This window comes from Leptotrichia sp. SK-5 (assembly GCF_055387215.1).
In genome coordinates this window covers 2,287,893-2,310,474 of sequence record NZ_AP028931.1, presented here as the reverse complement: position 1 = coordinate 2,310,474, position 22,582 = coordinate 2,287,893, and the positions used below count along the sequence as shown (strand labels likewise).

The following is a 22,582-nucleotide window of genomic DNA, read 5'->3' as shown; positions in this document are numbered from 1 at the left end:
AAAAAAATTTTGAGACAGTCTCTATTTTTTTAATATTTAAATTTTACATTTGAAGATTCAGGTCTTCCAACTGATTTTTTCTCTTTAACATAGTTTATAAATGCTGTTTCAACACCTAAATGTGTATTTACACCTTCTCTTCCAGGAGTTGAAGTAATTTTACCAAAAGTTGCATATCCGTCTTTTCCTGCCGCAACATATGAATTTGTTCCTACAGTATAAGTTTTTCCTGCATCAATTGGAATCCATTTATTTGTTTTCGCATCAAGTACTTCCACTTTTTTAACTCTTGTTCCTAGAGTTCCCGCCTTAGTTGCCTCAAATCTTATTGCAGCTCCATAAGGGAATGCTCCTGAAGATCCTCCATCAAGTGCAAAATTCAATGCATCTTCGATTACTTGTTTTATTTCTGCACCATTCATTTTCAGAATATAGATTGTATTAGAAGTAAATGGAAGTAATGTATAGGCATCATCATAAGAAATTTTTCCTGGAGTTAAAGATATTCTTGTTCCTCCTGAATTCATTATTACCATATCAATATTCCCTGTTCCCATATTTTTAAGCATATGTAGAACTGTTTCAGATACAAGTGTTGTAGCTAAAGATCCCTCAGGATTTTTATCATTAGGAATTCTGTTTGCTGATCCACCAGGGATTTCCTGTGTTATATTTCCTATTTCCTTTTTACCAAGCTCGTTCTTTTCCTTTTTATATCTTTCAAGAACTTTCTGTGCAGTTGGATCTTCTTTTACAAATTTTATATCTTTACGGCTGTTTACATATTTGATAATATCTTCTCTTTCTTTTCCTTGAAGTTCGCTTTTTTCACCTTTATCATTTTTAACTTCAAATGAGCTATCACCAATAACTATTGTAGGCTCTGCCTTTAGTTCAGTTATTACACCTTTATCATTAAATTTAACCTTCATATTTCCTACCAGATGAGAGTAGCTCCATGCTTCTGCAACATATACAGGTTCTCCTGCTGGAGACATTATTTTTTTAGGATATTCTGCAACAGGTTTTAATCCATATTCTGTATAACTTTCTCCCAATAAATAGTGAGTGTCTCCCGTAATAATAACATCTATTCCAGAAACTTTTTCAGCGATTTCAAGATTTTTTTCGTATCCTGCATGTGATAAGAAAATTATCTTATTAAGTCCTTTGGCTTGGAGTTCTGCTACCATTTTTTTAGCTGTTTCAACTTCATCATGGAATTTTATGTCTTTTCCTGGACTTGAAGATTCGACGGTTTTTCCTACTACGTCTAATCCTACAATAGCAACATCTTGTCCATCTATTTTTCTAATTACATAAGGAGTCCATTTTCCCTCCAAGATGCTTCCCTTATCAGGAACAACATTCGCTGAAACTACTGGTATTTTTAATTCATCAAGAAAGTTTTTTAAGACAGTATTACCATCGTCAAATTCATGATTTCCCAAAGCAAATAAATCAAAATGTCCTACATTCATAAGTGCCGCATCAGCTTTTCCTTTAAATAAAGTGTAATACAATGTTCCAGAAAGAGCATCTCCTGCGTGCAATACTAGATTATTTTTACCAGATTTTTTTAAGTCTATTATTCTTTGAATCATTCTTGGCATTCCACCAACGTTGACAGTAATTTTTTTCCCATTAAGAACTAAGTCCATTTTTTCTTCTTCAAGATGTGAATGGTGATCATTAATGTGTATTAAATTCAGCTCCAATGTTTTAGTAGAAAGTTTGCTTTTTGAAGCAGTTTTTTTTCTAGTTGCTCCCATAGCTGATATGCTTATAGCTGCAGCGAGTCCTAATAAAATTAATTTTTTCATATTTCCTCCTCATAATTTTTTATTTTTCAATATGATTATATCCTGACTTTTAAAAAAATCAAGAATAATTTAATATTTTTAAGTATATTCAAACTTCTTGAAAATTGAATCGGTAAAAATTAAACAAACTTAGGGATCGAGTAAATGATAACTTTTAAATTCAGTTTTAAAGTAGTTTTATTATAATTTATTTATCTAAATAATTTTCTCTTATTAAATCAAAATATTTATTTAATGATGCAGAACCAAAATCATTTAGCCATTCCTGCTTTGGAATCGTGCAGTATTTGGAATAATATTTTGTGGTAACATTTATAGGATTTGTTTCGTTTACAAATAATCCTTCTTCCTGTATTATTCTTCCATAAGTGCTTAAAGACGAATTAAATGTATCTATCATTTTCGTATGTTTATTGTCTTCGTGAAATGAACGAAGTAATACCTGTTTTATAATAAACCTGCACCGAAAGTCTCCTGGAAATATTTCTGGAACATTTTTAAAAGTGTAGTCAAATTTTTTATCTGTAAACGGATCTTTTATATTTCCAAACGAAACTATGCTAATCATTAAAAATAAATACACTGCCCCTTTTTTCATAAATAACCATCCTTTCTTTTTTATTCTAAAAACTATATTCAACTCATTGTAAAATAGAATTTTGTATAATGGATTCATAACTTTTGAATTTAGTTTTAAAATGTTATCATTATATTATAACCTGATTTTAAAAAAATGCACATAAATTTTTTGAAATTAAAAAAAAAATATATTTCTAAAATAAAGGTGTTTATTTTTTAGGTAATTAGAAAAAAGGCAAAAAACAGCATAAATTAATAAAGAAATAAAAAAATTTTGAGATTTTTATGAATTATATGCGGAAAAATGCAAAAAAATGCTTGACTTTGTGAAAATTAAAGTTATAATATTAAAAAGGAATTATGTGAAACTAATTGAAACTAAAAATAATGTTTAGTTAGAAAATAAAAATAGTTGAAAATAATAGATAACTGCTTTAAAATAGATAAAAAATTTTAATAGTGTGGCACAAAATATAGAAATTATATAAATTTTAGAGCAGTTTGAAAAATTTAATATTATAATTTTATTTGGAGGATGTTATGAACAAGAACAAGAAAGAAAATCAGATTTTTCTTACGTTGCAGACAATAGGAAGAGCGTTCTTCCTGCCAGTTTCGATTTTGCCAGTTGCTGGATTATTGCTGGGTTTAGGTGCCTCATTTACAAATCCTAAGACAATAGCATTTTATCATTTAGATGGATTGCTTGCACAAGGGACACCTATGAATTATGTCCTTACTGTAATGAATAACGTTGGACTTGCAGTATTTGCTAATTTACCTTTGATATTTGCGATGGCAGTGGCATTGGGAATGGCGAAAAAGGAAAAAGGGGTTGCAGTGCTCTCTTCTGGGCTTTCGTTTATAATAATGCATACAACTATTAAAACTTTATTGGTATTTAGTGGAAAAATTTTACCTGACGGGACTGTTTCGGAAAAAGTGCTGGATGGTGCGATAAGTTCCGTGCTTGGTATACAAACGCTTGAGATGGGAGTGTTTGGGGGAATTGTAGTAGGACTTGGAGTTGCATTTTTACATAATAGATTTTATAAGACAAAACTTCCTGCGGCAATATCATTTTTTTCAGGAGTTAGATTTGTGCCTATTATATGTACTTTTGCTTATATTGTTGTAGGATTTATTTCCTTTGCGATTTGGCCAGTTATTCAACAGGGAATATTCTCAATTGGAAGAGTTGTAACAGGTTCGGGAGATATTGGAATATTTATTTTTGGATTTATGGAAAGAATATTGATACCTTTCGGCCTTCATCACATCTGGTACATTCCATTCTGGCAAACAGGACTGGGTGGAAGTGCAATGATAGATGGAACAATGGTTTCGGGAGCACAGAACATATTTTTTGCAGAATTAGTATCGCCAAATACTACACGTTTTAGCATAGACGCGGCTAAATTTATGACAGGAAAATATTCATTTATGATGGGTGGACTTCCAGGAGCAGCTCTTGCAATGTATCATTGTGCAAAACCAAATAAAAAGAAAATAGTTGGAGGATTGTTGCTTTCAGCAGCTTTAACAAGTTTTCTTACAGGGATTACGGAGCCTATTGAATTTACATTCTTATTCGTAGCGCCTTTCGTATTTGTTGTTCACTGTATTTTTGCAGGAATTTCATTTGCACTTATGAGAATACTTGATATAGCAATAGGAACAACTTTTTCCTGCGGATTAATAGACTTCACATTATATGGAATTTTGCCGGGAAGTTCAAAAACACACTGGGTTAGATTATTGCCGATATTTGTAATATATTTTGTACTTTACTATTTCTTCTTTAAATTTGTTATACAAAAATGGAATTTAAAAACTCCAGGAAGAGAAGACGATGATGAAGATACAAAATTATACACAAAAGATGATTACAATACTATGAGAGACAGCCGAAAACAAGGGGCAGTAGCAGAAGATACAGTTTCACAAGCAATTATAGATGGACTTGGAGGACTTGATAATTTTGGTGATGTTACGTGCTGTGCAACTAGACTGAGAATGCGTGTAAATAATATGGATTTAGTAAATGAAGTGGCATTAAAGCGTACAGGAGCAATGGGAGTTATCAAAAAAGGCAGTGGAATTCAAGTTGTATATGGACCTACTGTATCAGTTATTAAAAGTAATTTGACAGAATATATTGAAAAAATAAAAGAACACGGTATGGAAGCTTCATTTGCAGAAGAAAAACCAGGAAGAAGTATAGACTTGAATGTATTGAACTTGAGTGAAGACAGCGTAAATGAAAATTATGAGTCTCTTGAAGCAATAAATCAGATAATTGCCCCATATAAAGGTAAAATCTATGATATTGAAAACATTAGTGACAAAATTTTTAATACAAAAGTTCTTGGAGATGGTTTTGCGATAGAAATTGAAGGCGATGAAATAATCGCTCCAACTGATGGAACAGTAGTAAATGTTTATACAACAGAACATGCCTTTATTATACAGGATAAATTTGGACATAATATTTTGATACATGTTGGACTTGGAACATCTGGATTAAACGGTGAAGGCATAAAATTATTTAAGAAAATAGGAGATACAGTTAAAAAAGGCGAAAAAATTGGTACATTAGATAGAAATGCGATAACAAAAGCAGGAATTTCGTTAGTTTCACCTGTAACTTTCTTAAATGTAGACAAGGCAAAATATGGTATAAAAGTTGAAAAAGCTGGAAATGTGGAAGCTGGAGAAGAAACTGTTATATTTATAACTAAAAAATAATCAGTACAATAAACCTCTATATTATTATAGAGGTTTTTTATACATTATTGAATTGTAGTCCGTAATAATTTTAGTGGATATTAATTAAAATTTATAAAAAGTTTTTCTTGAAAAATTTTCTAATATTCGATAGAATAAAAAATAACATAAAGATTGGATATGATAAAATGCTGAAAAATGAAAGACAAGATATAATTTTAATGAAACTTAATAACAAAGGTAAAGTTGTAGTTGGAGAACTTGCGATTGATTTGTCGGTTTCTGAAGATACGATAAGAAGAGATCTCGCTGAAATGGATTCAAAGGGACTGTTAAAAAGAGTTTTTGGAGGAGCATTGCCTTTAAACAGATATGCTTTGAACTACACAGAAAGGGAAAATTTTGAGCCTGAATTAAAATACGAACTGGCATTGAAAGGTATCAAACTTCTAAAAGATGGACAATTAGTAGCAATAGACGGAAGTACTACAAATTTGCAGCTTGCAAGGGCAATTCCTGTAAATTTATCATTAACAGTAATCACAAACAGCCTTACTATAGCAAGTGAACTTTCTAATCATAAAAATATAGAAATAATAATGGTTGGAGGGAATCTTTTTCAAAAGATTATGACCAATGTGGGAGATTTGGCGGTGGAGCAGATAAAGGAATATTATCCAGATATTTGTTTTATGGGAGCCTATGCAATTCATCCAGTTATGGGAATAACAAGCCCTTATGAAAAGGAAGTCAGTGTAAAACGTCAGTTTATAAAGTCTTCAAGTAGAGTTGTGACGTTAATTATACCAAATAAATTTAATGTAATAATGCCTTATAAAGTATGTGATATGGAAGATGTTACGACAATTATAACAGATAAGAGCGTATCGGAAGAGATACTGAAAGAGTATGAAAAAATAGGAATTGAATGCATTTAATTGAGAGGCTGATGCCTCTTTTTTGTATTGAAAAAATTGTAAAAAAATACAAGGAACTGAAAATTACTAGTTCCTTGTATTAAGAGAAAACTTATCTATAAAATTTATCTAAAAATATACATATTTATATTCTTTGTTCAGTTCTCGAAATAATATCATTTTGTGTAGTTCTGTCAAGTGTAACAAATTGAGCGCAGTATCCAGCAACTCTTACTATTATATCTCTATGTTTTTCAGGTTCAACTTGTGCTTGCTTTAATGTTTTTCCTGAAATAATGTTAAATTGTACATGCCATCCTTTTGAACTTATAAATGATTTTATTACATTTACAAATTTTTCAAATTGTTCTGGAGTGTTTACTAATTCTGGCGGATATTTTTGATTCAATAACTGTCCACCTGTAATCATAAGAGTTGGCAATTTGTTTACAGAATTTAGTACTGCTGTTGGTCCATTTGTGTCAGTCCCTTGAGTTGGAGAACCACCTTCAGCTGCTGGTGTGTAGGCATATCTTCCATCTGGAGTGGCACCGCTTACTGTTCCCATTGGTACATTTGATGAAATTCCAGATGTAGAAACTCCGTAACCGCAATTAATAGGGCCTCTTCCATATCTTGTATTATGATATTTTTGAATTTCGTCAATATATGTCCAGTAAATATTTGTAGCAAATACATCTACTTCATCAATATCATTTCCATATTTAGGAACTTCTAATAATATTTTTCTGATTCGTTGCCCATTTTCTCCAGCATAATTTGTCTGAAGGGCGTTGTAAACTTCTTCTTTTGTTAAGATTTTGTTATCAAAAACAGTAGTTTTTAGAGCGTATAGTGAATTTGCAGCATTTGCAATTCCCACTTGAAGTCCTGAAATGATGTCGTAAACTGCTCCGCCTTCTTTTGCAGAAAGTCCTCTGCCGATACAGTCATCAATAAGGCTTGATAATAAAATATCAGGGAATTCTTCCAAATGTGTATCAGACAATGCATCAAGTGCTACTGACAATTTTGTATAGTGTTTCATATATTTTTTCCATGCTTCCCATAAATCCTCATAAGTTTCATAGTCAGTCAGTTTCCCTGCTTTTAATAATTGAAGTCCAGTTCTAGCGTCATAACCGTCATTTAATACAAGTTCAGTTGCTTTTACAAAGTTTAAGAAAGTCATTCCTGTACATCTGTATCCCCATTTTCCAGGAACAGCCACTTCTACACATCCAACCATTGAATAATTATAGGCATCTTCAATTTTTACGCCTTTGTTTAACAATGCAGGAACTATTATTTCATCTGTATGCATTGCAGGCATTCCATAACCTGTTGCTGCTACTTCGGCACATTTTCTAATAAATTTTTCTGGAGAATTTATGTGAAATCTTGCTGACAGGTTTGGCTGTGTAAGTTTATTTTCTCCGACACTTTCTAAAATCAGATAGCTTAATTCATTTGTAGAATCTTTTCCGCTTGGAGTCGATCCTCCTATTGTAACATTTTGATAAGTTGGATAACCTGCACCGTAACCAGAATGCGAAGTTGAACGGACTTTTATTACAGAGTAAAGTTTTACCCATAGACATTGCAGCATTTCTTTTGCAAATTCCCTGTCTAAATCGCCTTCCAGTACATCTTTTTTGTAAAGTGGATACAAATATTGGTCCACTCTTCCAAGAGAAGCTGAATGTCCGTTGCTTTCAATCTGAATTACTAAATGAATAAACCAGATTGCCTGTACTCCTTCCCAAAATGTCTGAGCAGGATTTTCAGGTACGTTTAGACAATTTTTCTGAATTTGAAGTAATTCTTCTTTTCTTTGAGGATCAGTTTCCTTTTCAGCAAGTTCCTTTGCCAAATTTGCAAATCTATGAGCAAAATCAATAGTTGCCTGTGCTACAATTTGTACAGCCTTTAAGAAGTCAATTTTATTGTACCCGCCATAAACTGTAATGTCTACTTTTTCCATAGAAGCCTTAGCTTCTTCAATTACACCTTTTAGCCCTTTTGTCAAAACCTTTTTAAAATCAGGTACAATATGTCCGTCACCAGAAGTCATATTTCCTTCACCGTGAATAATCTTTGCGATTCCAGCTTCTTTTATTTCCTGAGGCATCTGAGCGTGCGCTCTATCTTTTAATGTTTTTCCACGCCACCATTCACATATTTCCAAAAGTTCAGGAATTTCTTCTTCAGGAATTCTGAATTTATCTCCGTCTCTATGGTCAAAGTTTCCTTTTTCCTTAATTTCATCAACAATCCAATCCACTGCATATTCTGGAAAAAGAGGTGCTGTTCTTTCATCAACAGACTGATTTCCTACAATAAGTTCTCCATCTTTTATGTATATTGTCATGTTTTCTAAAATTTCTTTAACTGCATAAGCACGAACAATGTATTTTGATTTTCCTTCATGTTCTTTGTATGCTTTTGTCAAAAGTCTTCCTCTTTCGACACTGACACCAGGAAATTTTGATAAAGCCGATTCTCTTAATTTTTTTACTCTTTCACTTTTTAAAACAAATTCTCTCATTGTTTTTCCTCCATTTTTTTAATATTTTATCTTTATCTTTAATTTTTATTATCCATACAATTTCGCTTTCAATCCATAACTATTCATTATGCTTACAGCATTATTCAGTTCCGCTTGTGTATGTTTTTCCAATGTTTTCATAGGATATTCACGACTTAGTTTTCTATATTTTTCTAATCCCATTGTGTGATAGGGGAGAATGTTTACTTCCAGAAGATTCAGTTTTTTTAGGAATTCTGCTGTTTGGCGGATATTTTTCTCGTCATCATTGATTCCTTTTATAAATGGAAATCGCATAATGATTTTTTTGTGCCATTTTGAAAGTTTTGTAAGATTTTCTAAAATAATTTCATTTGAGACAGAAGTATATTCCTTGTGCTTTTGGCTATTTAAATGCTTTATGTCAAATAATACAGTATCTGTTAGTTTTGCTAAATTTTCAAGATCTTTGTAATTTCCATATCCTGTCGTTTCTATGGCCGTGTTAATGTATTCTTCTTTTAACTTTTCAAAAAGTTTTATTGCAAAAGCTGAATTTACAAGTATTTCTCCGCCACTCAAGGTAACACCGCCACCAGAATTTCTATAAAAGTTTTCATCTTTCATAACGATTTCAAATACTTCTTCCAGTGTCATGTCTTTTGCAACTTGTTTCAATGAATTTGTGGCGGGGCAGCCAGAACATGAATTTTTGTTTCCTTTGTAAAGAGAGCCATCATAATCCCAAAATTCATTTTCCAATTTTTGCGTTTCAGGATTGGAACACCACAGGCATCTAAGCGGACACCCTTTAAAATAAACAACAGTCCTAATTCCCGGTCCGTCAAATGTAGCTCCTCTTTCAATATCTGTGACCAAAGCTTTCACATCCTCTACACCTCTTTTCTTTTAAAAATTGTTTCTGAAGTTTCATTTTGTTTCTTTATATTTCGATTTTACCTTATTTTTGAAAATTTGTCAATAGTTTTATAAAAAAATTTATATAAAATGTGAAAGTTAATTTAATTTATAAATAAGAAATAGATTTGTTAGTTTTGAAGTTGTTTTTAATTTGAAATATTTAGAAGAGAATATAAATTGAAATAGGATAAAAATTATATTATATACGATTTTGATATAGTATTAATTATGTAGAATGATTTAGGAAAATAAACTAAAATATATGTAAATAAAAATAGAAAAAGCCAGTTCAAATTGAACTATCCCTTGTCGTTGTTTTTTCATATCATGATTGTTTCTTTACGTAATAAATACAATATAAAGAAAGTAATTATTCAATCAAAAATTTTTAGAAAAGTTGAAAAAAAGCGTTGACTTTTCTTAAATTATGTATTAAAATAATATCGAAATAAAACGAAACTAATTAAAATATTAAATTATTATTTCAATAAAAAAAGAGAGAGGATGATGAGAGTGCAATATTTTATTGATACAGCGAATTTGGAGAGTATAAAAAAAATCAGTGATATTTTTCCAATAGCAGGTGTAACTACAAATCCTACTATTATTGCAAAGGAAAAAAGAGGTTTTAAAGAGATTATAAACGATATTTTTGATATTATTGGAAAAGATAAGATTGTGCATGCACAGGCTGTGGGAAGTACAGCTGAAATAATGGTAAAAGAAGTACAGCTTTTGCGTGATACTTTTGGAGAAAATTTTTATACAAAAATTCCTGTAACACCTGAAGGAATAAAAGCTATGAAGATTTTATCAGAAGACGGTCATAAAATAACTGCAACAGGTATTTTATCACCACAACAGATAATCATGGCAGCAGAAGCAGGAGCAGAATATATGGCTCCGTATATTAACCGTTCTGACAATATTGGAGAAAATGGAATTGAAATTGTAAAAGATGCCTATAAGATCCTTGAAAAGACTAAAAAGACTGATGAAGAAAAACTGGCACGGTACAAAAGAATCTTTGAACCTAAAATATTAGGAGCTTCGTTTAAGAATGTAAGACAAGTTCACGAAACGATTCTGGCTGGATCAAAATCTGTAACAGTAGCTCCAGATGTTTTTGAAAAATTAATTTATCATCCTTACACAGACTGGAGTATGGATACATTTAATTCAGACTGGGAAAAAGTTTATGGAGAAAAAACATTGCTTGATTTGTTATAAAATTTTGAAATATTAAATGAATTTTGGTATAATTTAGGTAACTATAAAAAAGTATTGGAGAACTTATATGTTTTTGGATGAAAGACTAGAAAAAATACTTGAAATTTTAAAAAATGAAAAAAAAGTAAAAGTTACTGATTTGGCAGAAAAATTTAATGTTTCGGAAGTTATTATAAGAAAAAATTTAAAAAGGCTGGAGCAGGAAGGGAAACTCAAAAGAACCCATGGAGGTGCAATCTTGCTAAAAGAACTTGCACATTCAAGCACTCTTGAAGAAAGAGTTATAAATAGAACAAAGCCAAAGGAAATTATAGCAAGAAAAATAATAGAAAATATTCAAAGCGGGGAAACAGTATTTTTTGATATTACAAGCATAAACTATATTGCAGCAGAATATCTTGCAAACTCTCAAAAAGAGATAACCCTTATCACAAATATGCCTAGCATAACAACACATTTTAATAAAAATTCAAAAATCAGCATAATTATGATAGGTGGTGAATACAACAAGGAAATTGGTGGAAATGTTGGAATAGAAGCAATTAATTACATAAAAAAATATAACGTGGATAAATCCTTTGTTGGAAGTGCGGGAATAGATTTAGAAGCTGGAAAAGTGATGAATTTTGAAGCAAACGACGGAAATACAAAAAAAGAAATAATGAATATTTCAAAAAAGATATTTTTAGCAACTGAATACAGAAAATTAGGGATTTTAGGAAATTATAAATTTAGTAATTTATCTGATTTTGATACATTTATTTGTGAAAAAGATAAAAAAGATTTTTTGGAAAGTTATAAAAAAATATTCGATAAATCTGAAGTGGAAATTTTCTAATTTATTAGAAAGTTTTTAACATATTATCTAGTTTTAAGTAGTTTTTTATACATCATAAATTTTTATATATTTGAAAAAAGCCAGACGTAAAAATTTGGCTTTTTTGTATTACCAGCTGTTTACAATAATTAATACTATTTTACGTTTACATAGTAAATATTTCTAGTTTCTAATAGGGCTTAATATAAAATATAATAAATATTAATAAATTTTAATAATTTAGTTGCTCAAAGCAAAAATAATTAAGAATATTCACACTTTATAATAGATTTTTTTTAAAATGTATAGTAAAATAATTTTAAGAAAAAGTGATTGAATAAAACAATTTAAAAGAGTTTTTTATTTGATACTGAGAGGATGGGATACGAGATGGATGAAAAGAAAGTACCGAAAAATGAATGGAAGATGACGGATGATGATATAGTGGATACCAAAGTACCTGCAATTGTGAATAAGAGCTATGATGAATTGCTTAAACAGCTGACTGACAGGATTAAAGAGAACAGGCTGGATGTGAATATGGATAAAATTGAACATGCTTTTATACTTGCGTATGAGTCACATATAGGACAAAAGAGAAAAAGCGGAGAGGATTATATTTTGCATCCTGTGGAAGTTGCTGAAATACTGGCTGATATGAAAATGGATACAGATACTATTGTGGCTGGGCTTTTGCACGATGTAGTTGAGGATACTCTTATAGTTTTGGAGGATATTGAGGATAATTTTGGAAAAGATGTGAAAAAGTTGGTGGATGGGGTTACAAAACTTAGGAATTTGCCGAGAACTGACAGCAAAAAATTGGAAAATAAAAGAAAAATGGTAATTGCAATGTCAGAGGATATTCGGGTTGTAATTATAAAACTGGCAGACAGGCTTCACAATATGCGAACGTTAAAGTACATGAAACCTGAAAAACAGCAGGAAAAATCAAAGGAAACAATTGAAATTTATGCGCCAATTGCTCACAGAATAGGGATGGCTAGGATAAAATGGGAACTGGAGGACATAAGTTTTAGGTTTTTATATCCAAATGATTATTATGAGATTAAGGAGCTTGTAAATACAAAAAGACGTGAGCGGGAAGAATACACAGCAAAATTTATTGAAAAAATTAAAATAGAGCTTGAAAAAAATAATATAAAAGGCGAAGTTACAGGACGGCCAAAGCATTTGTACAGCATTTATCGGAAAATGAATGAGAAGCAAAAAAGATTTATGGATTTGTATGATTTAATCGCAATAAGAATTATTGTTGAGAAAAAGAATGAATGTTACAATGTGCTGGGAATAATTCACGATTTATTTATACCTGTTTTTGATAGATTCAAAGATTATGTTGCGCAGCCAAAGCCAAATGGCTATCAGTCAATTCACACAACAGTGAAAGGGCCTAATAAACAGAATGTGGAAATTCAAATTAGAACTCAAGAAATGCACGAAATAGCAGAAGAAGGGGTTGCAGCACACTGGAAATATAAAGAAAAAAAATCGAAATCCAAAAATGAAAAATTTTATGCAGATGTAAAAAAATTGAAAGATTCTGTTCAAAATAAAAAGGAAAATGAAAAAAAAGTCGAATTTGCACAGGAAGTTACAGGAGATGTTTTAAAACAAACGATATTTGTATTTACCCCAAAGGACGATATCGTGGAAATGCCAAGAAATTCTACTGCACTTGATTTTGCATTTCAAGTACATACGCAAATTGGATACAGAACAATTGGGGCAAAAGTGGATGGGAAGATTACTCAGCTTAATCAAGTATTAAAAACAGGGGATAAAGTTGAAGTTATAACTTCTAAAAATATGAAAGGGCCGGGAAAAGACTGGATTGAAATGGTAAACAATCACAGTTCTCGAGTGAAAATAAGAAAGTGGTTCAAGGACAAGGAATTTGAAGAAAAATCAAAGGAAGGGGAACAGATTTTAGAAAAAGAATTTGATCGACTTGGACTTAAATTAAAGGATATGCTGGAAGACGAGCGTGTTTTTCTTTATATGAAAAAATATAACATTGGAGATAATAAAACATTATTTTACAGATTTGGAACTGGAGATTTATCACTTGATGGCTTTATGAATAAATTTGAGGTAAAAGAGGAAAAAGCATTAGAAAAGGTGCTTGAGGAGGAAACTGAAAAAGGGCATCGTCAAAAGGAACGAAATCAAGGTGGAGTAAAAATTTCTGGGACAGAAAATACAATGTACCGTTTTGCAAAATGCTGCAGTCCTCTTCCTGGCGATGAAATACGTGGCTATGTGACACGTGGACGTGGAATCGCAATCCATCGTGTTGACTGCGATAATTTTATTTCTCTTATGCAAAAAGAGCCAGAAAGAGAAGTTGATGTCTATTGGGACGAATCTGCAAGTTCATCCAACAGCACATACGAATTTAATTTTACAATCAAAGCCTCAGATAGAAATGGACTGTTGCTGGATATTATCCGAATTTTAAATGAATACAAAATGAATCTAATAACTGTGAATACGAATAACTTTAAAGAAAATGGGAACAAGCGAATTTTTATACATCTAAGAATAACTATTAGAAGCCGAGATGATTTTGACAGATTGGCAAATAACTTAAAATCAATGCCAGAAATAATAGATGTAATAAAGAAATAAAAAGATTAATTTTATAAAAAGGGGAGTCGAAAATGGAATTGAAAATAATAATAGGAATAATTATATTGTTTTTTTTATTGAAGTTTTTTATAAATATTACTAAAAAAGTATTGTTTTTCTTTTTTGTGATTATTATTTTTATGATTGTTATAAATTATTTAAAATTGTAATTTTTGTTATTACAATTTATACAGACAGTGTTTCCTTATTTTATACTTCCTATTACAGATTAAAAGATAAGTTTAATCGGATGGGTTTGCTTAGGACTTAAAAAGTAAATATGAAAAAGAAGGTGTTATTAAAGTAATTTTATTATAATTTTACTAGCCTATAAACTATTTAATTATGAAGAAATAAATATTAAAGTACTAAGTATGTTATTGAAAAACTATTAATGTATCTGATATTGGTTTCACAAAATTAGATTCTTTTAGTAGGAACGTATAATGGATATTCATGTAAAGATTATTGAATAATTCATAAATAAAATTATAAAGTAGACTAATATGAAAAAAATTCAATAAAAATTTATTAAACAGTAAATCAAAAAGGTTTGCTGTTTTTCTTTTATGTTTGTTTTTTTAAATTAAAAAACTGTCTTAATTTAAGACAGTTAATTTTAAATTATAGTAAAAGTTCTTTAGAAACTTAACTCAAAAGCTATGACTATTTTACTCAAACCTTAAATTTATATAATTTTTAGTAGTTCAATTTTAAATGGTTCGAATATATTTCTAAAATGCCCAATTTCCTTTTCTAAATACAGGAATTTTTGTCCCATCTTCCAAAATTCCGTCAATATCCATTTCCGCATCACCAATCATAAAGTCAACGTGAGAAATAGACTGATTAATGTGAGCTTTTTCTAGTTCCTCTTCAGTCATTTTTGTACCATCTTTTAGGGTAGTTGGGTATGCTGCACCCAATGCCAGATGGTTTGAGGCGTTTTCGTCAAACAATGTCTGGTAATAAAGAAGCCCAGAGTTAGAAATAGGGGAATCATTTGGCACAAGGGCAACTTCTCCAATTCTTCTCGAACCTTCATCAGTATCAAGCAGCTGCTTCAAAATCTCATATCCTTGCTCCGCTTCAAAATCCACAACTTTTCCATCTTTAAAAGTCAACTTGAAGTTATCAATAATATTTCCCTGATAAGAAAGCGGCTTTTTATTTGAAACATATCCATCGACACGATCTCTGTCTCCAGCTGTAAACACTTCTTCTGTCGGCATATTTGGCAAGAAATCTGCCCCTTTTGCATTTTTACTTCCAGCCGCTACCCAAATGTGATTTTTAGGAAGTCCTACTGTCAAGTCAGTTCCTTTTGAAGTATAATGAAGTGCTACAAAGTTTTTATTGTTTAGAAATTCAGCTTTTTCAGTCAAGTTTTGTCTATGTTCTTCCCAAGCTTTAACTGGATCAGCCTTGTCAACTCTTACAGTCTTTAATATAGCATCAAGCAGTTTTTCCTGTGCAATGTCGTTATTTTCTTCATCTGGGAATACAAGTTTTGCCCAGTCTGCTGAAGGATAGCTAGCAATTGTCCATGAATTTATGTCTGTCATAATGCATGTTCTGTAATGTTTATAGGCTTCTCCAGTATTTTTTGTCAATGCTCCCAATTTTTCAGCGTCAATTCCAGCAAATAAATTTGGAGAACTGCTTAAAATATGGATAAATACAACATTGTTATCGAGATAATCATTTCTTTCGTCAATTGCCCATTTTGGGATGTGTGAATAGACTTCTTTTGATTGATATTCAGCATGAAGTCTTGATAATTTATCATCTGTCAATTTTACGTGAACATCACTTGCTCCCGCTTGATAAGCTAATTCTGTAACCTTATAAACTAATGGCAAAGCATCAGTTGTACAGTTTACCCAGACTTTCTGCCCTTTCTGTACATTTGCTCCAATTTTTACAATTACTTCTGCATATTTACTTAATTTTTCTTCAAAGTTGTTCATTTAATTTTTCCTTTCAAATTAAAATTTTTAATCTTTATAATTAGGTTGATATCCGAATTCTAGCGAAACTACACTATCTGAGAATTTATCATTATATCTTTTAGTAGGGCTAGAATATTGCCTTTTAAGTCTTGGTGTTACAATACCATTTATTCCGAACGAAAATTTATTTTTTTGAACACCAATACCAATAGCTCCATATCCATTTAATGGCATAGCTTTTATTTTTCCGCTACCACCATTTTTATCAGTCCATTTTACACCCCCATTTGCGACTGATAAACCAAATGAAAATTTAGTATAGATTCCATTGTCTGTTCCTGTTCCCACCATAAAATAAATTGGAACTGAAAACAAATTTCCTGAATTATTATTTATATCTTTTCCTTTAACTTTCAAAGAATTATACATTACTCCCATTCCTAAACCCATTATAACATTATCATCAATACCAGCTTTTCCTTCAAATGAAATTTTAACTCCACTTCCTGTAACACCTTTAACAGGACTATTTTTGTCATTATTGTTTTTTTGTTTACCGTAAATAGGGCTTACAACAATTTCTTCTCTTTCTCCGTATGCCATTACAAACGGTGTTGTTAATAACATAAACATTAAAAATAATTTTTTCATAAAAAAATTCTCCTTGTATAATATTTTTTAATTTACTATTGATAAAATATTTTCATTTTCTCATTTTCCTCATTATCTTTATAAAACTGTAAATTATTATATTTCTCATCTTCAAAAATAATAAATTCATCCTCCTCTGAATTTGGATTGCTATTTTTTAAGTTTTTTAATCCTTTATAAAAATTTTTTATGGATTTTTTTGCTTCTTTTACATAACTTTTATATTTATCAATATCCATTTTTTCATTTTCAATTTCTGAATCTTTTATTTTCTCGGCTTGAGATACTGCTAATTTAAAATCTTTTCCTAGTATTTCCAGTTGATTTATTAAGTTATCATTTTTTTCATCTGCAAACTCATCATCATAAAGTTTTTTATTAATTAGAGAAATAATGAATTTTATTCGGAAAATATTATATGTGGCAGTTTGTCCGTTATTTTTTAAATTATTTAGTAAATATTTTGCTGATAAGGACTCTAAATTTTGAAATTTTGATTCAATGTCATAAGAATCGTATGATATACGGATTTCTTCGTATTCTTTATCTAAAATTCTGCCTTTTTGAAAATTATCTTTCTTATATTCGTTATTTTTATAATAATTCTCAATTTCTTTCATTTTTGAAATTTTCTTTTCAGCATATTCAAAATATTCATTTAATGGTTTTTCAAAATCTTTTAAAACACTATTATTTTGAATCATATTTTTGAAATATTTTTTTGTTTTTAAATATTCTTTTTCTATTGGATTTACTGGATATTTTGCTACAAATTCCCGTATGTTTATTTCTGAAGGAATAAAAAATTCTTCTTTTTTCCCTTTTTTTATCCTAAAATACATGTCATATCTTAATTCATATTCAAAAAATAGATCTTCAAATTGCCTAACATCTTTTAATGAACTTAAAGTTCTTAATTCATTTAACGGCATATTTTGAAATTTTTCAAATTTTATTTTTTCTTCTTCAGTCATTTTATCAGATTGCGTTTCTTTTAAATTAGAACCATTATTACAGCTAAAAATAAAAATAAATGTAAAAATTAACAAAAAAAATTTTTTCATAACACCTCCGTAAAAAAATTAATCTTCAAATCCATTTGGATTTTTTTTCTGCCAGTTCCAAGAATCTCTGCACATATCCTCGATAGTGTATTTTGCTTCCCAGTTTAATAATTTTTTGGCTTTTGAGGCATCAGCATAACAAACAGCAATATCTCCTGCTCTTCGTCCATCAATTACATAAGGAATTTTTTTTCCAACAGCTTTTTCAAAATTATGTAGGATTTCAAGAACGCTGTACCCTTTTTCACTTCCTAAATTTATTGCATCAAAACCAAGATTTTCATTATTAAATAAATAATTTAATGCTGCTGAATGTCCTGCTGCCAAATCATTTACATGAATGAAATCTCTTATACAAGTTCCGTCTAGAGTGTCATAATCGTTTCCAAAAATATGTAATTTATCGAGTTTTCCAACTGCAACTTGAGTTATATAAGGGGAAAGATTATTTGGAATTCCATTTGGATCTTCTCCAATTCTTCCACTTTCATGGGCACCTAATGGATTAAAGTATCTAAGTGCAATAATGTTCCAAGTCTTGTCAGATTTTGCTAAATCCATTAAAATATTCTCGATAATTACTTTTGTACGTCCATAAGGATTTGTAGCTTCTCCCATTGGATCAGTTTCTACGAAAGGGACTTTATCAGAAGTTCCGTAAACCGTAGCCGAAGAACTGAATACAATATTTTTTACATCAAATTCTTTCATTACTTCAAGTAAAGTAACCATACCAAATAAATTATTTTCATAATACATAAGTGGTTTTTCCACAGATTCTCCAACAGCTTTAAATCCAGCAAAATTAATTACAGCATCAATTTTGTTTTCATTAAATATTTTTCTCAAGCCTTCCTTATTTTTTATATCAAGTTCATAAAAAGATATTTTTGTTCCAGAAAGTTCTTCTAAAATTGAAATAACCTTTTTGCTTGAATTGCTAAAATCATCAACTATAATAGGATGAAATCCTTTCTTTATCAAGTCTAAAACCGTGTGAGAGCCGATATATCCTGCTCCTCCTGGAACCAAAATTGTTTTCATAAAAACATCCTTTCTTTCTAAAATTTCTATTTTTGTATGTAAGAAAATTTTAAAATTATTAAATTAACTATGCAAATTAATTTTTTTCATGATTTCATCAAAAGTTTGAAACCCATTTAATGTTTCTACAATTTCTCCATCCTTAAAAAGAATAAGCATAGGAAGTCCTCTTATCTTAAATTTAGTTCCAAACTCAGGATAATCGTCAACATCAACTCTGGCAATCCTGCACTCGGAATTATTAGCCACTTCAGAGAGAACCTTTTCAAGCATTTGGCAAGGTCCACACCAGATAGCATAAAAATCCACAAGTGTAAGTCCAGTATGCGAAATTATTTCCTTTTCAAAGTCTTCTCCAGCATAATTGATGATATTATTCATATAACTTCACCTCTATATTTTAAATTTATATTTTCTATTATTATATCAATTTTAGTTAATTTCTGCAATTTTATTTTTTTCAATTTAGAGTTGTAAAGTGAGTTATCACTAATAAATATTTGTTTTAATGCTTTTTTATTTCAAAAAAATTTGATATTTTTTATTTTAACAGTTAATTTGGTTAAAAATCGGAGACTTATGTAAGATATATAAAAAATTTAACAAGAAGAATTGGATTAACTAAGAAAAAAAGAAGAAGAGAGGGGAAGAAATAAGAATTAGGAAAAATTTTTTAAAAAAAATACTTTGATTATCAAAATAAAAATATTTAATTGTAAAAAGTCCAAAAACATTATATAATTAAAAAATAACGTGTTGTGAGATAATACATATGTGACAAGAATATACAAAAAAAGAAAGGTTTCTGATATAATGTAAGCCAACCAAAACCACATTAAGGAGAAACCTTTCATATGAGTAGTATATCAGAAATATACCGTGTTCGTCAACGGGCAATTGAGTATGCAATAAAACATAATAATAATTCAAAGGCAGCAGTGAAATATAAAACATCACGTCAGCAGATAAAACGTTGGAGAGACAGATACGACGGCACAGTCCAGTCTCTTCTGCCAAAAAGCAGAAGACCTGAAAGCCACCCAAACCAGCACACGCAGGAAGAAATAGAACTGGTTATGAAAAAATACAGGAAATTTGGCTATGAAGGGCTGGCAGAAGTTTATGTCAAAGCGAGAAAGGAAGGCTACAGCCGTACATACGATTCAATGTGCAGGATAATAAGGAAAATGAAGGGCAATGCCAAAGAAAACATTAAAAAGCCGCATAAAAGAAAAAAGAAGGCTGAACAGGCGAAGTACCCTGGGGAAAGAGTACAGATAGACATAAAATATGTTCCGGAAGAATGCATACAGTTTGGCACACGTGACCAGAAGTATTATCAAATAACGGCATTAGATGAATATACAAGAAAAAGAGTGTTAAGGATAGCAGATGAAAAAAGCACCTATCAGACCGCAAAGTTTCTAGAGAACTTGGAAAGGGAGCTGGGATTTGACATAAAGAAAGTTCAGACAGACAATGGGAAAGAGTTCACAAATTCTGAAAGTGATAAGAAAACGCTGTTTGAGGTGAAACTGGAGGAGAAGGGGATAGAGTACGTGACAACCCGTCCATATTCGCCATGGGAGAATGGAAAAGTGGAAAGAAGCCACAGGCTTGACAGCAAGTACTATGGGGACAAGAAATTTAAAAGCAAGGAAGAACTGTTAAGGGCAATAAGGAAATACAATACAAGATACAACAACATATCAAGAAAAGTACTGGGCTTTAAGAGTCCAAATGAAGTATTAAAAGAGTACAAGGAAAATCAGTAGGTTAAAGATACATTAGGAAAGAAATATTTTTTTTAATATATTTTTGTAACAAATGTTTGACATCTATACAAACATTATATAATTAAAAAATAACGTGTGTTATAAGTTTTTTGAGTACATATTAAAATATAAAAAAATCAAGCTAGTTTAAATTAAATAGATACAATTTTTGGGTTTGGTTTTACAGGATTTATCACAAGCAATAAAGGAGGTTTTATGTTTGAAAAATTTCGGTTGAAAAAGTTATCTAAAGTTGTGCAAACAGTTATTACACAGTTTTTTGAACAAGTTACAAAAAAAGATTATTTGGCAACTTTTTCTAAAATAAATTTTTTAAATATTGAAAACGTTGCATTATTATATGAGAAAAATAAAAAAATTGTGATAAATAAAAGTGATGAATTTTTGAAAATGCTGGATAAACATATTTCAAATTCGGGGATTGATTTATCGTTTTTGGAAAATGTTGATTTAAAAAGGCTGGTAGAAAATTTTGAACGGCTTTGTGCCAATGGATATATAAATTTTATTGAAAATGATATTAGAAAAAAAATAATTGAAAAAATAACAAAATTAATATATATTTTGCCTAAACTGCATTTTTGTAATGTAATTTTAAATTACACTTCAGTAAGTGAAAAAAAGAAGATTAGTAGGGCTCCACCATATAATTTTTAAAAATAATCAATGTTAATAATTTAGAAAAATTATAAAATTGGAGGAAATCAAAGTGAACGAAGTAAAGGAAATTAAAGAAGAAAATTCCAAAATTTTAAATGAAAATAAAAAAATCGAATTAAAAGGGATAAAAATTGGGAAATATTTTATTGAAAAGCCGATAGTTCAAGGTGGAATGGGTGTTGGAATAAGCTGGGATCAGCTTGCTGGAAATGTAGCTAAAAATGGATGCCTTGGAACAATAAGTGCTATTTGTACTGGATACTACCAAAATATGAGATTTGTGAAAAAAGCCGTAAATGGTCGTCCTCTTGGGACAGAAAATGCATATAATCGTGAAGCACTTTTTGAAATATTTAAAAATGCAAGAAAAATTTGTGGAGATAAACCGCTTGCGTGCAATATTCTTCATGCAATAAATGATTATGAGAGAGTGGTAAAGGATGCTCTTGAAGCTGGGGCAAATATTATTGTTACAGGAGCAGGGCTTCCGTTGGAACTTCCAAGGCTTGTAAAGGATTATCCGGATGTGGAAATCGTGCCGATAGTTTCATCAGCCAGAGCTTTGAAAATAATCTGCAAAAAATGGAAAGCTGCCGGGAGAATGCCGGGAGCAGTAATTGTGGAAGGGCCAAAAAGTGGTGGACATCAAGGTGCAAAATATGAAGAATTATTTGCTCCTGAACATCAGCTGGAAGCGATTTTGCCGCCAATTAAGGAGGAACGTGATAAATGGGGAGATTTTCCTATTATAGCGGCAGGTGGAATATGGGACAATAACGATATAAAAAATATTATGGCACTTGGAGCTGATGCCGTTCAAATGGGTACAAGATTTATCGGTACTTACGAATGTGATGCAAGCGATGTTCTAAAACAGGTTTTGCTCGATGCAAAAGAAGAGGACATAGTAATTGTAAGTTCGCCAGTTGGCTATCCAGGACGTGCTGTAAAAACGAACTTAGTTCAAACATTAGAGCCTAATACAAAAAAAATAAAATGTATAAGCAACTGTGTATTCCCATGTGAACGTGGAAAAGGTGCAAATAGAGTGGGATACTGTATTGCAGACAGCTTAGGAGATGCCTATTTAGGTAGGCTTCAAAGTGGATTGTTCTTCTCGGGAGCTAACGGATGGAGATTAAAGGAAATTGTCCATGTGAAGGATTTAATAGACGAACTTATGACAGAAAGTAATTAGGATTATAGTAAATAATCAAGAACA

At 30.6% G+C, this 22,582-nt stretch carries 17 protein-coding genes; 8 read left to right on the top strand and 9 right to left on the bottom strand.

Annotation, left to right across the window (positions count from 1 at the left end; genetic code table 11):
• Window positions 1-29 precede the first annotated feature (29 nt).
• On the bottom strand, window positions 30-1,823 hold the full coding sequence (gene nadN, locus ACZ5B9_RS11280; protein WP_464422672.1) for an NAD nucleotidase: 1,794 nt from the start codon (window positions 1,821-1,823) through the stop codon (window positions 30-32).
• Between the two features lie 187 nt (window positions 1,824-2,010).
• Window positions 2,011-2,421 carry a hypothetical protein gene (locus ACZ5B9_RS11275; RefSeq protein ID WP_464422671.1) on the bottom strand — a complete coding sequence of 137 codons (411 nt, stop codon included), beginning with the start codon at window positions 2,419-2,421 and terminating at the stop codon, window positions 2,011-2,013.
• Between the two features lie 521 nt (window positions 2,422-2,942).
• Between ACZ5B9_RS11275 and ACZ5B9_RS11270 the strand changes: the two genes are divergently transcribed.
• Window positions 2,943-5,150 (top strand): PTS sugar transporter subunit IIABC, encoded by a 2,208-nt coding sequence (locus ACZ5B9_RS11270; protein WP_464422670.1) that lies wholly within the window; start codon window positions 2,943-2,945, stop codon window positions 5,148-5,150.
• A 167-nt stretch (window positions 5,151-5,317) separates the two neighbouring features.
• Complete coding sequence (locus ACZ5B9_RS11265) at window positions 5,318-6,067, top strand: DeoR/GlpR family DNA-binding transcription regulator (RefSeq protein WP_464422669.1); 750 nt, start codon at window positions 5,318-5,320, stop codon at window positions 6,065-6,067.
• A gap of 124 nt (window positions 6,068-6,191) precedes the next feature.
• On the opposite strand, the gene ACZ5B9_RS11260 is transcribed toward ACZ5B9_RS11265, so the two are convergent.
• Window positions 6,192-8,594 carry a glycyl radical protein gene (locus tag ACZ5B9_RS11260; RefSeq protein WP_464422668.1) on the bottom strand — a complete coding sequence of 801 codons (2,403 nt, stop codon included), beginning with the start codon at window positions 8,592-8,594 and terminating at the stop codon, window positions 6,192-6,194.
• A gap of 48 nt (window positions 8,595-8,642) precedes the next feature.
• On the bottom strand, window positions 8,643-9,461 hold the full coding sequence (locus ACZ5B9_RS11255) for a glycyl-radical enzyme activating protein (protein WP_464422667.1): 819 nt from the start codon (window positions 9,459-9,461) through the stop codon (window positions 8,643-8,645).
• A 537-nt stretch (window positions 9,462-9,998) separates the two neighbouring features.
• Between ACZ5B9_RS11255 and ACZ5B9_RS11250 the strand changes: the two genes are divergently transcribed.
• The 3 genes from ACZ5B9_RS11250 to ACZ5B9_RS11240 all read left to right on the top strand — a co-directional run bounded on the left by ACZ5B9_RS11250 (window position 9,999) and on the right by ACZ5B9_RS11240 (window position 14,193).
• Entirely contained in the window at window positions 9,999-10,724 is a 726-nt protein-coding gene (locus tag ACZ5B9_RS11250) for a transaldolase family protein (RefSeq protein WP_464422665.1), read from the top strand.
• A 67-nt stretch (window positions 10,725-10,791) separates the two neighbouring features.
• Window positions 10,792-11,562, top strand: coding sequence for a DeoR/GlpR family DNA-binding transcription regulator (locus ACZ5B9_RS11245; RefSeq protein WP_464422663.1), 771 nt, complete (start codon window positions 10,792-10,794; stop codon window positions 11,560-11,562).
• A gap of 369 nt (window positions 11,563-11,931) precedes the next feature.
• Entirely contained in the window at window positions 11,932-14,193 is a 2,262-nt protein-coding gene (locus ACZ5B9_RS11240; protein WP_464422662.1) for a RelA/SpoT family protein, read from the top strand.
• A gap of 734 nt (window positions 14,194-14,927) precedes the next feature.
• Here ACZ5B9_RS11240 and ACZ5B9_RS11235 read toward each other — a convergent pair.
• From ACZ5B9_RS11235 to ACZ5B9_RS11215, 5 genes are all read right to left on the bottom strand, one after another.
• Window positions 14,928-16,163: an aminopeptidase gene (locus ACZ5B9_RS11235; protein ID WP_464422661.1), complete on the bottom strand. Its 1,236-nt coding sequence runs from the start codon at window positions 16,161-16,163 to the stop codon at window positions 14,928-14,930.
• Between the two features lie 27 nt (window positions 16,164-16,190).
• A complete protein-coding gene (locus ACZ5B9_RS11230) occupies window positions 16,191-16,796 on the bottom strand; it encodes a hypothetical protein (RefSeq protein WP_464422660.1) in 606 nt (201 codons plus the stop codon).
• Window positions 16,797-16,831: 35 nt separating this feature from the next.
• Window positions 16,832-17,860: a YiiG family protein gene (locus ACZ5B9_RS11225; RefSeq protein ID WP_464422659.1), complete on the bottom strand. Its 1,029-nt coding sequence runs from the start codon at window positions 17,858-17,860 to the stop codon at window positions 16,832-16,834.
• 18 nt (window positions 17,861-17,878) lie between these two features.
• Window positions 17,879-18,904, bottom strand: a complete 1,026-nt coding sequence (galE, locus tag ACZ5B9_RS11220; RefSeq protein ID WP_464422658.1) for a UDP-glucose 4-epimerase GalE — start codon at window positions 18,902-18,904, stop codon at window positions 17,879-17,881.
• Window positions 18,905-18,967: 63 nt separating this feature from the next.
• Window positions 18,968-19,285, bottom strand: coding sequence for a thioredoxin family protein (locus ACZ5B9_RS11215; RefSeq protein WP_464422657.1), 318 nt, complete (start codon window positions 19,283-19,285; stop codon window positions 18,968-18,970).
• 473 nt (window positions 19,286-19,758) lie between these two features.
• Between ACZ5B9_RS11215 and ACZ5B9_RS11210 the strand changes: the two genes are divergently transcribed.
• The 3 genes from ACZ5B9_RS11210 (at window position 19,759) to ACZ5B9_RS11200 (ending at window position 22,558) form a co-directional block, all read left to right on the top strand.
• The gene (locus ACZ5B9_RS11210; RefSeq protein WP_464422173.1) at window positions 19,759-20,679 is read left to right on the top strand and encodes a DDE-type integrase/transposase/recombinase; all 921 of its coding nucleotides are present in this window, start codon (window positions 19,759-19,761) and stop codon (window positions 20,677-20,679) included.
• 216 nt (window positions 20,680-20,895) lie between these two features.
• Window positions 20,896-21,357: a hypothetical protein gene (locus tag ACZ5B9_RS11205; protein ID WP_464422656.1), complete on the top strand. Its 462-nt coding sequence runs from the start codon at window positions 20,896-20,898 to the stop codon at window positions 21,355-21,357.
• Window positions 21,358-21,532: 175 nt separating this feature from the next.
• On the top strand, window positions 21,533-22,558 hold the full coding sequence (locus ACZ5B9_RS11200) for a nitronate monooxygenase (protein WP_051285813.1): 1,026 nt from the start codon (window positions 21,533-21,535) through the stop codon (window positions 22,556-22,558).
• Window positions 22,559-22,582: the final 24 nt, after the last annotated feature.